Here is a 13,371-nt window from a genome sequence, read left to right on the forward strand (position 1 = left end):
CGGGCCTCACTTGAAACGGATAGTCGGGTTGATCACGGCGTACAGCACGTCCACGACCAGATTGATAATGATGAATTCCAGCGAGAACAACAGCACTTCGGCCTGAATCACCGGATAGTCGCGCATCGACACGGCATCCACCAGCAGGCGTCCGAGGCCCGGCCAGTTGAACACCACTTCGACCACGATCGAGCCGCCCAGCAGAAAGCCGAATTGCAGGCCCATCATCGTAATGACGGGAATCATCGCGTTACGCAGGCAATGTTTGACGATCACGAGGCGTTCAGGCACGCCCTTGGCGCGCGCGGTGCGCACGAAATCTTCATTCATCACTTCGACGAACGACGCGCGGGTGAAGCGCGCCATCACCGCCGCAACCGCCGCGCCGAGCGTGAGCGACGGCAGCACGTAGCTCTGCCACGAACCGTCGCCGACAATCGGCAGCCAGCCGAGCTTCACCGAAAAGATTTCCATCAGCAGCATGCCGAGCGCGAAGGCGGGAAACGAAATACCCGACACCGCGAGCGTCATGCCGAGCCGGTCCGGCCAACGGTTACGCCACACCGCGGAGACGATGCCGATGCCCATGCCCAGCACGACCGCCCACACCATGCTGGCAAGCGTGAGCAGCAGCGTCGGCATGAAGCGCTCGCCGATTTCCTGGCTGACCGGGCGCTTGCTGCGCGTCGAGATGCCGAAATCGCCGTGCGCGATCTTCACGAAGAAGTTGGCGAACTGCTGCGGCATCGGCTTGTTCAGGCCGAGGTCGGCACGCACCAGCGCGACCGTCGCCTCGTCCGCATCGGGACCGGCGGCGAGCCGCGCCGGATCGCCCGGCAACAGATGCACGAACAGGAACACCAGCACGGCGACGATGAAGAGCGTCGGCAGCAGGCCAAAGAGACGTTTGACGAGAAAGTTCAGCATGAAACCCAATCCGGCAATGATGCGGGCAACGAAAGATTCTGTGCGGCGGTCGAGCGACCGTGCGTGGCGGCGTGCCAGTGAAACACGGCACGCCCGCGCGCACGGTCAGCTCATCACTTGATCGCGATTTCGTCGAAGTTGAACGAACCGTCCGGCGCCACGTAAGCACCCGACAGACGCTTGCTGCGCGCATACACCACCTTCTCCTTGACGAGGAAGATCCACGGCGCGTCGGTCCAGATGCGTTTTTGCGCGTCGGTGTAAAGCTCGGCTTTCTTCGCGCGGTCGGTGGTTTCGAGCGCCTGCTTCAGATCGCTGTCGACGGTGTCGTTCTTGTAGTAAGCGGTGTTGACCATCTTCGGCGGGAACGAGACGGACGCGAGCAGCGGCGTGATGGCCCAGTCGGCTTCACCCGTCGACGACGACCAGCCCGCGTAGTACATGCGCACCGGCGCGGTCGCCGCGTCCTGCGCGCTTTCCACCTTGGCGACGCGCTGACCTGCTTCGAGCGCTTCGACCTGCGCCTTGATGCCGACCTGCGCGAGTTGCTGCTGCACGAACTGGATCACCTTCTGCGCGGTCGAGTAGTTATACGCGGACCACAGCGTGGTTTCGAAACCGTTCGGATAGCCCGCTTCCTTCAGCAGCTCACGCGCCTTGGCCGGATCGTACGGCCACGGGCCCTGCTTCACCGCATAGTCGACGCCTTGCGGCACCACGCCGTCGGCCGGCGTCGCGTAACCGGCGAACACGACCTTGGTGAGCGCGTCCTTGTTGACCGCATAGTTCAGTGCTTCACGCACCTTCGGATTGTCGAACGGCTTCTGGTTCACGTTCAGGCTGATATAGCGCTGAATGATCGACGGCGACGCGATCAGATCGACCTTCGGGCTCGTCTGCAATTGCGCGGCCTGTTCGAACGGCACCTGGAATGCGAAATCCGCTTCGCCGGTACGCATCAGCGCAGCGCGCGTGTTGTTGTCGACCACCGGCTTCCAGTCGATCGCGTCGACCTTCGGGTAGCCCTTCTTCCAGTAGCCGGCGAACTTCTTCACCGTCAGATCGCCCGCCGGGTCCCACTTCACCAGTTCGAACGGACCCGTGCCGACCGGATGGAACGCGATGTCCTTGCCGTACTTCTTCAGCGCGTCCGGCGAAATCATCACCGCCGACGGATGCGCGAGCACGTTCACGAACGCCGAGAACGGCGCCTTCAGCGTGATCTTCACCGTGTACGGATCGACCACTTCGGTCTTCTCGATACGGTTGAACATGTTGTAGCGCTTGAGCTTGTTCGCCGGATCGGTCACGCGGTCGAAGTTCGCTTTCACGGCGGCGGCGTTGAAGTCGGTGCCGTCCTGGAACTTCACGCCGTGGCGCAGTTTGAACGTGTAGACCTTCGCATCCGGGCTCGCTTCGTAGCTATCGGCCAGCACGTTGACCAGCTTCATGTCCTTGTCGAAGCCGAAGAGTCCCTGATAGAACGACTTCGCGACAGCTTGCGAGAGCGTGTCGTTGGCGTCGTACGGATCGAGCGTCGTGAAGGTCGAGGCGACGGCCATCACGGCCGTGGTGTCGGCGTGCGCCGCATTGCCCGCGAGCATCGCGAACACCACCGCGCCGCCGCTGATCAGCGCGCGCAAACGAAACGGAGAAGACGGGACCAGCAGGTTCATGAGGTTGGCTCCAGGCTGCGAAATGAAAACAGGTTGTGATGCTGCGAGAAGAAGTGTGTGGCTTGGGTTTTTTGTGCCGCTCTTTGGTAAGTCTCTTTAGTACCGCTCTTTAATACGCACCACCCACGCGATGCTGGGCAACGAAATGATCCGGCCCGACCGCGACGAGCGGCGCCACGACCGGTTCATCGCTCAGCGCGCGGATCGGGCTCGGAATCTCGTCGGCGGCGAGCATGCGTTTGGCGTGACGGCGCGCCGGATCGGCGACCGGCACCGCGCCCATCAGCTTGCGCGTGTAGGGATGCTGCGGCGCTTCGAACACCGCGCGGCGCGGACCGATCTCGACGATCTGGCCGAGATACATGACCGCGACGCGATGACTGACGCGTTCGACCACGGCCATGTCATGCGAAATGAACAGATACGCGACGCCCAGTTCACGCTGCAGATCGAGCATCAGGTTGACGATCTGCGCCTGCACCGAAACGTCGAGTGCGGAGACGGATTCATCGGCGATCACGACTTTCGGGTTCAATGCCAGCGCGCGTGCAATCGCAATGCGTTGCCGTTGACCGCCGGAAAATTCGTGCGGATAACGCCGCGCGGCTTCGGGCGGCAGGCCGACTTTTTCGAGCAGCCAGGCCACGCGCGCCTGCGCTTCGGCGCCCTGCGCGACGCCGTGCACGAGCAGCGGCTCCATGATCGAAAAGCCCACTGTCAAACGCGGATTCAGCGAGGCGAACGGGTCCTGAAAAATAAACTGGATGTCGCGACGCAGCGCCTGTAACGCGGGGCCCGACAGCGAACTGATTTCCTTGCCGTTGAATTCGATCGACCCGCTTTGGCTTTCCACGAGGCGCAGCAGCGAGCGGCCCGTGGTGGATTTGCCGCAACCCGATTCGCCGACCAGTGCCAGCGTTTCGCCGGGCCGCAAATCGAAGCTGACTTTTTCCACCGCGTGGACGCGGCCGGTTACGCGGCCGAACAGCCCGCTCTTGACTGGAAAGCGCGTAACCAGATCGCGCACGCGCAGAATCGGCGGCGTGGTTTCCCGCACCAGCGGTTGAGTTTCTTCGGCGACGGCGGCAGCGGGACGCACGGCTTGATCGGCGCCGCTCAAACTGGCCTGCTCGACAGTCAGGATCGGAAATTTGGCCGGCTGATCCGTGCCTTGCATTGCGCCAAGACGCGGCACGGCAGCGAGCAACGCCTTCGTATAAGGATGCGACGGCGCGGCGAACAGCGCGTCGGACGCGCCCTCTTCCACCTTCTCGCCGCGATACATCACCAGCACGCGGTCCGCCACTTCGGCGACCACGCCCATGTCGTGCGTGATGAAGATCACGCCCATGTTCATCTCGTCCTGCAAGCCGCGAATCAGTTGCAGAATCTGCGCCTGGATCGTCACATCGAGTGCGGTGGTCGGCTCGTCGGCGATGAGCAACGCGGGCTTGCACGACAGCGCCATCGCGATCATCACGCGCTGGCGCATGCCGCCCGACAGTTGATGCGGGAAACGCGCCGCCACGCGCCGCGCTTCCGGAATACGCACGAGTTCGAGCAGGCGCAGCGTTTCGGCGTGCGCGGCGGAACGGCTCTTGCCCTGATGCAAGGCGATCGCCTCGCTGATCTGATCGCCCACCGTGAAGACCGGATTGAGCGAGGTCATCGGCTCCTGAAAGATCATCGCGATGTCGGCGCCGCGAATCGAGCGCATCGTGCCCGACGACGCTTTCGCGAGGTCGAGCACGCTGCCGTCGCGGCGCCGGAAAGCGATGCTGCCGCCGGCAAGGCGCCCACCGCCGTGCTCGATCAGCCGCATCAACGCGAGTGAAGTAACCGATTTGCCCGACCCCGATTCGCCGACGATCGCGAGCGTCTCGCCGCGCTCGACCGTCAGCGACAGATTGCGCACCGCGTTGAACGTGGTCTCGCCGCTGCGAAAGGCGACTGACAGATCGTCGACCGCGAGCACGCGCTGCGGCGGCAAGGTGTCGATAAGCGGACGGGCAGTGTGCGATGGAGTCGGCACGGTGGTTCCTTTGAATTCGAACGCGGCTAACGAAATGTCAGGCGAAGGGTCAGGCGCCAGGCGGACGCACGACTAGCGGTAAATCGCCGTCACCGGCGTTTCACCGAGCCGCGCAAAGCCGCGATACATGCCTTCGGTATTGAACGGCAGCGTGACGTTGCCGCGCGCATCCACGGCGATCAGTCCGCCGCGGCCGTCGATTCTCGGCAGGCGGTTCATCACCACGTCGTCGGCCGCTTCCTGCAGCGACACATTGCGGTAGGCCATTTGCGCGGCGACGTCGTAAGCCGCGACCATGCGCATGAACATTTCACCCGAGCCGGTGGTCGAGACGGCGCAGGTCGCGTCGTCCGCATAGCAGCCCGCGCCGATCAGCGGCGTATCGCCGACCCGGCCGACCTGCTTGTTGGTCACGCCGCCCGTCGATGTCGCCGCCGCCACGTGGCCGTGCTGATCGAGCGCGACCGCGCCGACGGTGCCGAACTTGCGGTTCGGGTCGATCGGTTCATGCGGTGTCGGGTCGTCGTCATTCGCCGACGGTGCGGCGGCCAGCGTCGCGCCGTCGTGATCCAGCATGGCGCGCTGCTGATCGCGCGCGAGCAGCCATTGACGATGGCGCGCTTCGGTATGGAAATACTCGGGCTCGACGAATTCGAGCCCTTGCGCGGCGGCAAATGCTTCCGCGCCTTCGCCTGTAAACAGCACATGCTCGCTGCGTTCGAGCACGCGCCGCGCCGCCAGAATCGGATTGCGCACGCGCTTCACGCAGCAGATCGCGCCGGCGTCGAGGGTGCGGCCGTCCATGATCGCGGCGTCGAGTTCGTGCGTGCCCGCCGCCGTATAAACGGCGCCGCGGCCCGCGTTGAAGAGCGGACAGTCTTCGAGCAGGCGCACGGCTTCGCTGACGGCGTCGAGCGCGCTGCCGCCGTCAGCGAGCACGCGCTGGCCGGCGCTCAGCACCGCATGCAAAGCGGCGTGGTATTCGGCTTCGGCGTTAGCCGACATCGACGCGCGCAGGATCGTCCCTGCCCCGCCATGAATGGCAATGACTGCGTTGGAGTTCATCGTTTGGTTTTGCTTGTGCGAGTAGTACGGGCGGTTCGAATGGTCCGAGTGGTTCGCGTCGCGTTGCGCGCGGGCCGTGCGTTCGTGCCGGTGGATTCGGCTTGCGGGTCGACGAGCCACGGCAGCAGGAATTCGCTGACCTCGGCGGCGGCTTTCACCGAGCGTTTGGCCCGATACGCCACCGCGTCGCACAGCGCTTCGATGACAGCGAGCACGGCCGAATCGGCGTTCGCCGCAAGCCGCCGATCCGCGCGGATGTACAGCGAAAGGTCGGCGAATTGTGCGAGCGGCGAGCGCGGACTGTCGGTCAGCGCGAGCACGCGAGCGCCACGGCCTGCCGCGCGGTGCGCGAGCTCGATCGTGTCTTCGACGTAGCGCGGAAACGCGATACCGATCACCAGATCGCCCTCGTTGCAGGCAAACAGACGCCGCGCGGCATGCGAAGGTCCGCCCATCAGCGCGAGCGACTGCACGTTGTCGTGATACGGCATCAACCCATGTTCCATCAGGCCCGCGAGGAACGCGCTCGCGCCGTAGCCGAGCACGAATACGCGGCGCGCGGCGATGATCGCTTCGACGGCGGCTTCGGCCGCGACGCTGTCGATTGCCGTGCGGGTGGCGTGCAGGTTATTGGCGGCCTGTTCGAGCGACGCGTCGACCACGTCGTCACCGGCTGCGAGCGACTCCTGCGCACTGCGCAAACGCTCGACCGGCGCGAGCGTTGCCTCGAAGCCGCGAACCAGCGCCTCGCGAAACTGCGGATAGCCGTCGAAACCGAGCGCGCGGGCGAAGCGATTCGCCGTCGCCACCGACGCGCCGACCACGCTGGCCAGTTCGTCGATCCGCATGGTCGCCGCGCGAAACAAATTGGCCAGCACGTATTCGCCCATGCGCCGATGAATCGGCGTCAAGGTCGGCATGGCGGCGGCGATACGCGCGGCGATGGCCTGCTCGGCGGAGTTGGTGGCCACGGACGGTTGATGAATCATGCGAGCGGTGCGGTGTCCCCGGCAGGACTTCCCGCCGGGCGTAATGAAAATGAATGAAAGTATATTTACATAGAAATCCCATCCGAAAAAATTCATTTTCATTTTCGAGGGTTTTCACGGATGAACCGCGTCCGAAAGACGCATCCCATCCACGCAGGCGCGCGGCCGCCTGAAAATCGGTTTTCAGCAAACCGCGGCGCTTTGCTCTGGAATGCGCGCGAGCCGCGCCGCCGGCGACATGAAGATGATCAATGCCTGCGCGAGGAAGGCTGCCGCCGCGGCGACCAGACACGCGTCCATGCCCCAGCGCGAACTGATCGCCGCGCCGAGCAATGCGCCGAGCGGCCGCGCGCCATACGTCGCGGTACTGTTGAGCGCGGACACGTGGCCCATCATCCGTTCGGGCGTGATGGCCTGGCGCAGGGTGGTCGAGCCGACCACCCACAGAATCGGTCCGGCGCCGAGCAGGAAAAAGCTCGACATGGCCAGCCAGAACGACGGCGCAACGAGCGTCGCCACCATCACGAGCGAGGCGAGCAATCCGCACGACGGTCCGATGATCAGCACACGGCCGAACGCAAGGCGCCGCGCAATGGCGGGTGCGGCCAGCGCGCCGCACACCATGCCGACACCGTAGGCGCCGAGCGTCACGCCAACCGCGGAAGCGGTCAGACCCAGCCGATGCACCGCGTAGGGCACGTACACCGCTTGCAGTACGAAGAAGCCGAGGTTGAAGAACACCGCCGTCGCAAGCATGGGACGCAGCAGCGCATCGCGCAGCACGAAACGCGTACCGTCGCGCAGTTCCAGCATGAAGTGTCGCTGCGGCGCCGCCACGCGCGGCGGTTCACGCAAGCCCGCCAGCAACGCGACGGCCAGTGCGGACAGCGCGGCCGCGCAGCCATACGCCCAACCCGCGCCGATCCAGCCGACCAGCAGGCCGCCGAGCGCCGGCCCGGCCGAATACGCCACGCTGCGCGCGAGTTCGAGCCGGCCGTTCGCGCCGGCGTACGCTTCGCGCGGCACGAGCGCGGGCACCAGTGAAGGCGCGGCGACGTTGTAGGCCACCGTGCCGGTCGCGGCGATGAAACCGAGCGCGGCGAGAAGCGGCAGGCTCAGCGCGTGAGTCATGACGAGCAGCAGCACGCACAGCATGGCGAACACGCGCACGCTTTCGGCGAGCGTCATCAGCGTGCGGCGCGAGCGGCGGTCGGCCCAGACGCCGAGCGGTATCGACAGCAACAGGAACGGCAACGTCTGCGCGGTTTGCAACAGGCCCGTGTCGCGCGCGTCGGCGCCGAGTGCGAAGACCGCCACGAGTGGCGCGGCCGCGAGGCTGATCTGCTCGGCGGATTGCGCGACGAGGTTCGACCACGCGAGCCGCCTGAATGCGGCCGGCAAACGCTGCGCGGATGAGGTGGAAGAGGTAGCGAGCATCGATGAACTCCGGCGACGTGAATGAAGTGAAGCAAAGGCGTTCATCGTGGTCCGACTCGCGCAGCGGGGCGCTCCGCTTCTTGCGGTGTTATTCTTCGCTCGCCATGAATCTCGAAAGCATTCTCTTCACTCAAGGGTTCGGCTCGCGCCGTCAATGCCGCGCGCTGATCGCCGACGCGCGCGTGAGCATCGGCGGCGCAGTCTGCACCGATGCCGACGCCGATTTCCCGACCGGCGACTCCACGTTTTCCTTCAGCGTGGACGGTGTCGTCTGGCCGTATCGCGAGCACGCCTATCTGCTTCTGAACAAGCCGGCGGGCTACGAATGTTCGCGTGATCCGCAGCATCACCTGAGCGTGTTCAGCCTGTTGCCGCCGCAGTTCGCCGAGCGCGGCGTGCAATGCGTGGGACGGCTGGATCAGGACACGACCGGCCTGCTGCTGCTCTCTGACGACGGCAAGTTCGTGCACCTGTTCACCTCGCCGAAACGCAAGGTGCCCAAGGTGTATGTCGCCACCACACGCCATCCAGTCGACGACGCGCAATTGAGCGCGCTGCGCGACGGCGTGCTGCTGCACGGCGAGGCCAAACCGATTGCCGCTGTGGACGCCCAGGCGCGCGGCGCTCACACGCTCGCGCTCACCGTGATGGAAGGCAAGTATCACCAGGTCAAGCGGATGATCGCGGCAGCGGGCAACCGGTGCGAGGCGCTGCATCGCGAGCGGATCGGCGGCCTCGCGATGCCCGAAGCGCTCGCACCGGGCGCATGGCAATGGCTCGACGAAACCGACCTCGGATCTTTACGGAGCGGGTAAACCGGTAGTGGCCCTTTAAGGCCTTGATGCAACAGGAAAACGCGTGCGCGTCTGTGCACTCAGCGTGCATGCCGCGGGCCCAGGCGCTGCGCCGCAGCATGATCTTGCTTACATGTCGCCCTATACTCGTTTAAACAAAGACTACAAAGAGTTCAGGGAGGGCACCATGGTTATCCACGACAGCTTTCAGATTTCGTCCGTGATGGTTGCTTTTCTGTGCTTCGGGCTGGTCCTGATCGGCGGATTGCTGGTCATGATGCGGCTGCGGCACAACTATCAGCCGAACCTGATCGGCGCACTGATCGGCGCGATGCTCTGTTTCGTGCTGCTGGAAGCATTGCCTGCGCTGACGTAGGCATCGCGAAGCCGCGCGGCGCCGAGGCAGCGGGCACGGCGCGGGCGGAATTGTCCGGGCGATGCCTGGGAGGATGGCTTTTTGCCGTGCTTTTCTTCCTTCTCTTGCGTGCAGGCTGTCACGCCTTCACGCCTTCACGCCTTCACGCCTTTAGGCCTTTACGCCTTTACGCCTTTACGCCTTTACGCCTTTACGCCTTTACGCCTTTACGCCTTCACGCCTTCACGCAAAAAATCTTCGACGCTCGGATAGCGTAAGCGCACCCTCAATTCCTGTTTGAGACGCCGGTTCAGGAGCCGCCTCGACTCACGCATGAAAGACAGCAAGGTCGGCTCGATCTGCCGCTCCGCTTCGGCCCGCGTAATGCGCGGCGCACGCGGCAGTCCGAACGCATCGGCCACTTCGTCGAAGTACTCGCCCATTTTTAGCGATGAGTCGTCGGACGCGTGGACCACCCGCCCCGGCCGTCCGTGCGTGGCGAGTCGCACGAGGATCGCGGCCAGATCGTCGGCGTGAATGTGATTGGTGTAGACGTCGTCGGCATCGATCAGGGCGGGCGTGCCTCTTTCGAGCCGCGCGAGCGGCAGACGATTGCCCGCATAAATACCCGGAATTCGCGCGATGCTCGCCGCAACAGCGCCGCGCGCCGTCGCGCGCCGCAATTGCCGCTCGGCCGAGACACGGCGCTTGGCGCGCGCGTTGGCCGGCTGCGTCACACGCGTCTCGTCGATCCACGCGCCGCCGCAGTCGCCATAGACGCCCGTCGTGCTCGCGTACACCAGGCGCACGGGTGCGTGCGAACCGGCGGTCCGGCGCACCCCGTCGGGTACAATATCGGCTGTTTCAGATCCCGCCCACGAGGCACGAACGCGGCGCAACCGTCCAACTGGCGCCACCATGCCACGCGCGGCCCGTAGCGCTGAAGCGCGGCGCGCGCCTAGCGTAGCGAGCAAGGCGCGGGTACGGCGGTCGTCGTCGCCGGATTTCTGCGGCGGCGCGAGATGCAGCACCGTCGGCGCGAGGCCCGCGAGCCGTTTCAGGCTGCGGCGCACATCGAGATCGCCGACCAGCGGCGTGACGCCCGCCGCGCGAAGTTCGGCGCTGCGCCCGGCATGACTGGTCAGTGCAAAGACGTGCGCGCGCGGTTGTAGCAAGGGCACGCAGCGCATGCCCACATCGCCGCAACCTACGATCAACACACGTGGCCGGCGGAAGTTTCGTGTCGCTTTCATGGTGGACGCATTGTAGCCGTCAAGCGCGACAGGTATCGCGCGGTGGATACGGCGAGTCCGATAACGATTACCGACTTTTCGATTTCGAACACTCTATGGCATTTAACGTCACGCTCCGGCAAACCGGCCGGCAGTTTCAGGTGGAACAGGACGAACCGGTGCTGAGCGCCGCCTTGCGCCAGGGCATCGGCCTGCCCTACGGTTGCAAGAACGGCGCCTGCGGCTCATGCAAGGGCACTGTGGTCAGCGGCGAAATCGAGCAGCGCGCGCATTCGTCGTCGGCTTTGTCGAACGACGAAAAGACGCGCGGCATGGCGCTTTTCTGCTGCGCGACCGCCTGCACCGATCTCGAAGTGGACATTCGCGAAGTGGCCGGCGTCGGCGACGTGCAGGTCAAGAAGCTGCCGTGCCGCGTGAACGCAATCGAGCGCAAGGCCGACGACGTCATCGTGCTGAAGCTGCAATTGCCCGCCAATGAGCGTCTGCAATATCTCGCCGGTCAATACCTGGAATTCATTCTGAAAGACGGCAAGCGTCGCAGCTATTCCATGGCGAATGCACCGCACGCGGAAGGCCCGATCGAATTGCACATCCGTCACATGCCCGGCGGCGCTTTCACCGATCACGTATTCAACACCATGAAAGAGCGCGACATTCTGCGCTTCGAAGCGCCGCTCGGCACGTTCTTCCTGCGCGAAGATTCGGACAAGCCGATCGTGCTGCTCGCGTCGGGTACGGGCTTCGCGCCGCTGAAGGCGATCATCGAGCACGCGGTGTTCAAGAACCTGAACCGGCCGATGACACTTTACTGGGGCGCACGCCGCAAGAAAGATCTGTATCTGCTCGAACTCGCCGAACAATGGGCGCGCGAGATTCCGAACTTCAAGTTCGTGCCGGTACTGTCGGAGCCGGACGCGAGCGACGCATGGACGGGCCGCGTCGGCTTCGTGCATCGCGCGGTGATCGAAGACTTGCCGGACCTGTCGGCGTATCAGGTGTATGCGTGCGGCGCGCCGGTGATGGTCGAGTCGGCGCAGCGCGATTTCACGCAGCATCATGGACTGCCGGAAGACGAGTTCTACGCGGATTCGTTCACGAGCGCAGCGGATCTGGCCAATCCGGTTTGATGGGAGGGGCATTGGCGCGTGAGCGTCGATGCTCGCCGTGTGCGTTTCGGGAAGCGCGGCTATGCAAACAGCCGCGCTTCGCGCATTGATGTTTCGCGGCGACGCATGTCTCGATTCCGAGCCAAACCATGCCCGCCTGACAAGCAGATCAACCCGCCGCCGTCACATCCGCCGTCACATCCGCCGTCACATCTTAGTCAGCCGCACATCCTATAATCGGCAAGCAACATCGCTTCTTTCGGCGGAAGAAATATCCGCCCGACGCAAATTCATGGTTTACACCAGCGCTTTCCTTGTCGTATTCTTTCGCGCATGAACCGCATCCAGTCCGAACTTCGACGTCGCCGCTCGCCGCTTCCCTAGGGACGCCGCTGGCTTCGTCACGGATTCGCGCCACACAAAGGCGCAAGCTGTTCGAATCATGAAAGCCACGGCATGCCGTGGCTTTTCTGTTTTTCCGGCTCTTATTTCGTAGTTGGCCAACTTCATCCACCCTTCACCCCCGCTGTCTGGAGCCTGCCGTCATGAATTTCAATGAGTATCCGATCGAGTCGCTGATGTACATCACGAACCGGCCCGAAATCGTTTTCACGCACGGCAAAGGCTCGTGGCTCTACGACAACAACGGCAAGCGATATCTGGACTTCATCCAGGGCTGGGCGGTGAACAGTCTCGGTCACTGCAACGACGGCATGATCGAAGCGCTGAACAAACAGGCGCAATTGCTCATCAACCCGTCGCCGGCCTTCTACAACGAGCCGATGGCAAAACTTGCCGACCTGCTCACCCAGCACAGCTGCTTCGACAAGGTGTTCTTCGCGAACAGCGGCGCCGAAGCCAACGAAGGCGCAATCAAGCTCGCGCGCAAGTGGGGCAAGAAGTTCAAGGACGGCGCGTTCGAGATCATCACGTTCGACCACAGCTTCCACGGCCGCACGCTCGCCACCATGTCGGCCAGCGGCAAGCCGGGCTGGGACACGATCTACGCACCGCAAGTGCCGGGCTTTCCGAAGGCGGACCTGAACGACATCGCGTCGGTCGAGAAGCTCATCAACGCGAAAACCGTTGCCGTCATGCTCGAACCGATCCAGGGCGAAGGCGGCGTGATTCCCGCGACGCGCGAGTTCATGCAGCAACTGCGCGAGCTGACGAAAAAGCACAACCTGCTGCTGATCGTCGACGAAGTGCAAAGCGGCTGCGGCCGCGCGGGCACGCTGTTCGCGTACGAACTGTCGGGCATCGAGCCGGACATCATGACGCTCGGCAAGGGCATCGGCGGTGGCGTGCCGCTCGCGGCGCTGCTCTCGAAGGCAGAGGTCGCCATATTCGAAGCGGGCGACCAGGGCGGCACCTACAACGGCAATCCGTTGATGACGGCAGTCGGCTATTCGGTGATCTCGCAGCTCACCGCGCCGGGCTTCCTCGAAGGCGTGCGGGCGCGCGGCGAGTATCTGCGCTCGAAACTGCTGGAGTTGTCGGAAGAACGCGGCTTCAAGGGCGAACGTGGTGAAGGCCTGCTGCGCGCGCTGCTGCTTGGCAAGGACATCGGCAACCAGATCGTCGAAAAGGCGCGCGACATGCAGCCTGACGGCCTGCTGCTGAACGCGGCGCGTCCGAACCTGCTGCGCTTCATGCCGGCGCTGAATGTGACCACCGAAGAAATCGACCAGATGATGGCGATGCTGCGTTCGATTCTCGACACGCTGTAATCGACCC

The 13,371-nt window shown here is 64.1% G+C and carries 11 protein-coding genes; 4 read left to right on the forward strand and 7 right to left on the reverse strand.

What is annotated here, in order from left to right; all coding sequences use genetic code 11:
- Positions 1 to 6 precede the first annotated feature (6 nt).
- The 6 genes from gsiC to P0D68_RS09870 all read right to left on the reverse strand — a co-directional run bounded on the left by gsiC (position 7) and on the right by P0D68_RS09870 (position 8,126).
- Entirely contained in the window at positions 7 to 927 is a 921-nt protein-coding gene (gene gsiC, locus P0D68_RS09845) for a glutathione ABC transporter permease GsiC (protein WP_091799763.1), read from the reverse strand.
- Between the two features lie 113 nt (positions 928 to 1,040).
- Positions 1,041 to 2,603, reverse strand: coding sequence for a glutathione ABC transporter substrate-binding protein GsiB (gene gsiB / locus P0D68_RS09850; protein ID WP_091799760.1), 1,563 nt, complete (start codon positions 2,601 to 2,603; stop codon positions 1,041 to 1,043).
- A gap of 109 nt (positions 2,604 to 2,712) precedes the next feature.
- Complete coding sequence (locus P0D68_RS09855) at positions 2,713 to 4,635, reverse strand: dipeptide ABC transporter ATP-binding protein (protein WP_091801057.1); 1,923 nt, start codon at positions 4,633 to 4,635, stop codon at positions 2,713 to 2,715.
- A gap of 72 nt (positions 4,636 to 4,707) precedes the next feature.
- Positions 4,708 to 5,700 (reverse strand): isoaspartyl peptidase/L-asparaginase family protein, encoded by a 993-nt coding sequence (locus tag P0D68_RS09860; RefSeq protein ID WP_408296195.1) that lies wholly within the window; start codon positions 5,698 to 5,700, stop codon positions 4,708 to 4,710.
- Positions 5,697 to 6,689 carry a MurR/RpiR family transcriptional regulator gene (locus P0D68_RS09865; protein WP_408296479.1) on the reverse strand — a complete coding sequence of 331 codons (993 nt, stop codon included), beginning with the start codon at positions 6,687 to 6,689 and terminating at the stop codon, positions 5,697 to 5,699. The genes P0D68_RS09860 and P0D68_RS09865 overlap by 4 nt, the downstream gene beginning before the upstream one ends.
- A gap of 183 nt (positions 6,690 to 6,872) precedes the next feature.
- On the reverse strand, positions 6,873 to 8,126 hold the full coding sequence (locus P0D68_RS09870) for an MFS transporter (RefSeq protein WP_408296192.1): 1,254 nt from the start codon (positions 8,124 to 8,126) through the stop codon (positions 6,873 to 6,875).
- A gap of 104 nt (positions 8,127 to 8,230) precedes the next feature.
- On the opposite strand from P0D68_RS09870, the gene P0D68_RS09875 reads away from it, so the two are divergent.
- Entirely contained in the window at positions 8,231 to 8,941 is a 711-nt protein-coding gene (locus P0D68_RS09875; RefSeq protein ID WP_408296189.1) for a pseudouridine synthase, read from the forward strand.
- 166 nt (positions 8,942 to 9,107) lie between these two features.
- Positions 9,108 to 9,296: a hypothetical protein gene (locus P0D68_RS09880; protein WP_091799746.1), complete on the forward strand. Its 189-nt coding sequence runs from the start codon at positions 9,108 to 9,110 to the stop codon at positions 9,294 to 9,296.
- A gap of 206 nt (positions 9,297 to 9,502) precedes the next feature.
- On the opposite strand, the gene P0D68_RS09885 is transcribed toward P0D68_RS09880, so the two are convergent.
- Positions 9,503 to 10,528, reverse strand: coding sequence for an NAD-dependent epimerase/dehydratase family protein (locus tag P0D68_RS09885; protein WP_408185234.1), 1,026 nt, complete (start codon positions 10,526 to 10,528; stop codon positions 9,503 to 9,505).
- A 95-nt stretch (positions 10,529 to 10,623) separates the two neighbouring features.
- Here P0D68_RS09885 and P0D68_RS09890 point away from each other — a divergent pair, with 95 nt between their 5' ends.
- A complete protein-coding gene (locus P0D68_RS09890; protein ID WP_091799741.1) occupies positions 10,624 to 11,655 on the forward strand; it encodes a CDP-6-deoxy-delta-3,4-glucoseen reductase in 1,032 nt (343 codons plus the stop codon).
- A gap of 524 nt (positions 11,656 to 12,179) precedes the next feature.
- Positions 12,180 to 13,364 carry an acetylornithine transaminase gene (locus tag P0D68_RS09895; RefSeq protein ID WP_408296184.1) on the forward strand — a complete coding sequence of 395 codons (1,185 nt, stop codon included), beginning with the start codon at positions 12,180 to 12,182 and terminating at the stop codon, positions 13,362 to 13,364.
- Positions 13,365 to 13,371: the final 7 nt, after the last annotated feature.

This window comes from Paraburkholderia sp. RL17-380-BIE-A, assembly GCF_046028085.1.
Taxonomy (GTDB): domain Bacteria; phylum Pseudomonadota; class Gammaproteobacteria; order Burkholderiales; family Burkholderiaceae; genus Paraburkholderia.

Coding starts and splice junctions, on each gene's coding strand:
- P0D68_RS09865 (WP_408296479.1), bottom strand. CDS start 6,689: ATGATTCATCAACCGTCCGTGGCCACCAACTCCGCCGAGCAGGCCATC.
- P0D68_RS09895 (WP_408296184.1), top strand. CDS start 12,180: ATGAATTTCAATGAGTATCCGATCGAGTCGCTGATGTACATCACGAAC.
- gsiC (WP_091799763.1), bottom strand. CDS start 927: ATGCTGAACTTTCTCGTCAAACGTCTCTTTGGCCTGCTGCCGACGCTC.
- P0D68_RS09875 (WP_408296189.1), top strand. CDS start 8,231: ATGAATCTCGAAAGCATTCTCTTCACTCAAGGGTTCGGCTCGCGCCGT.
- P0D68_RS09885 (WP_408185234.1), bottom strand. CDS start 10,528: ATGAAAGCGACACGAAACTTCCGCCGGCCACGTGTGTTGATCGTAGGT.
- P0D68_RS09860 (WP_408296195.1), bottom strand. CDS start 5,700: ATGAACTCCAACGCAGTCATTGCCATTCATGGCGGGGCAGGGACGATC.
- P0D68_RS09890 (WP_091799741.1), top strand. CDS start 10,624: ATGGCATTTAACGTCACGCTCCGGCAAACCGGCCGGCAGTTTCAGGTG.
- gsiB (WP_091799760.1), bottom strand. CDS start 2,603: ATGAACCTGCTGGTCCCGTCTTCTCCGTTTCGTTTGCGCGCGCTGATC.
- P0D68_RS09870 (WP_408296192.1), bottom strand. CDS start 8,126: ATGCTCGCTACCTCTTCCACCTCATCCGCGCAGCGTTTGCCGGCCGCA.
- P0D68_RS09880 (WP_091799746.1), top strand. CDS start 9,108: ATGGTTATCCACGACAGCTTTCAGATTTCGTCCGTGATGGTTGCTTTT.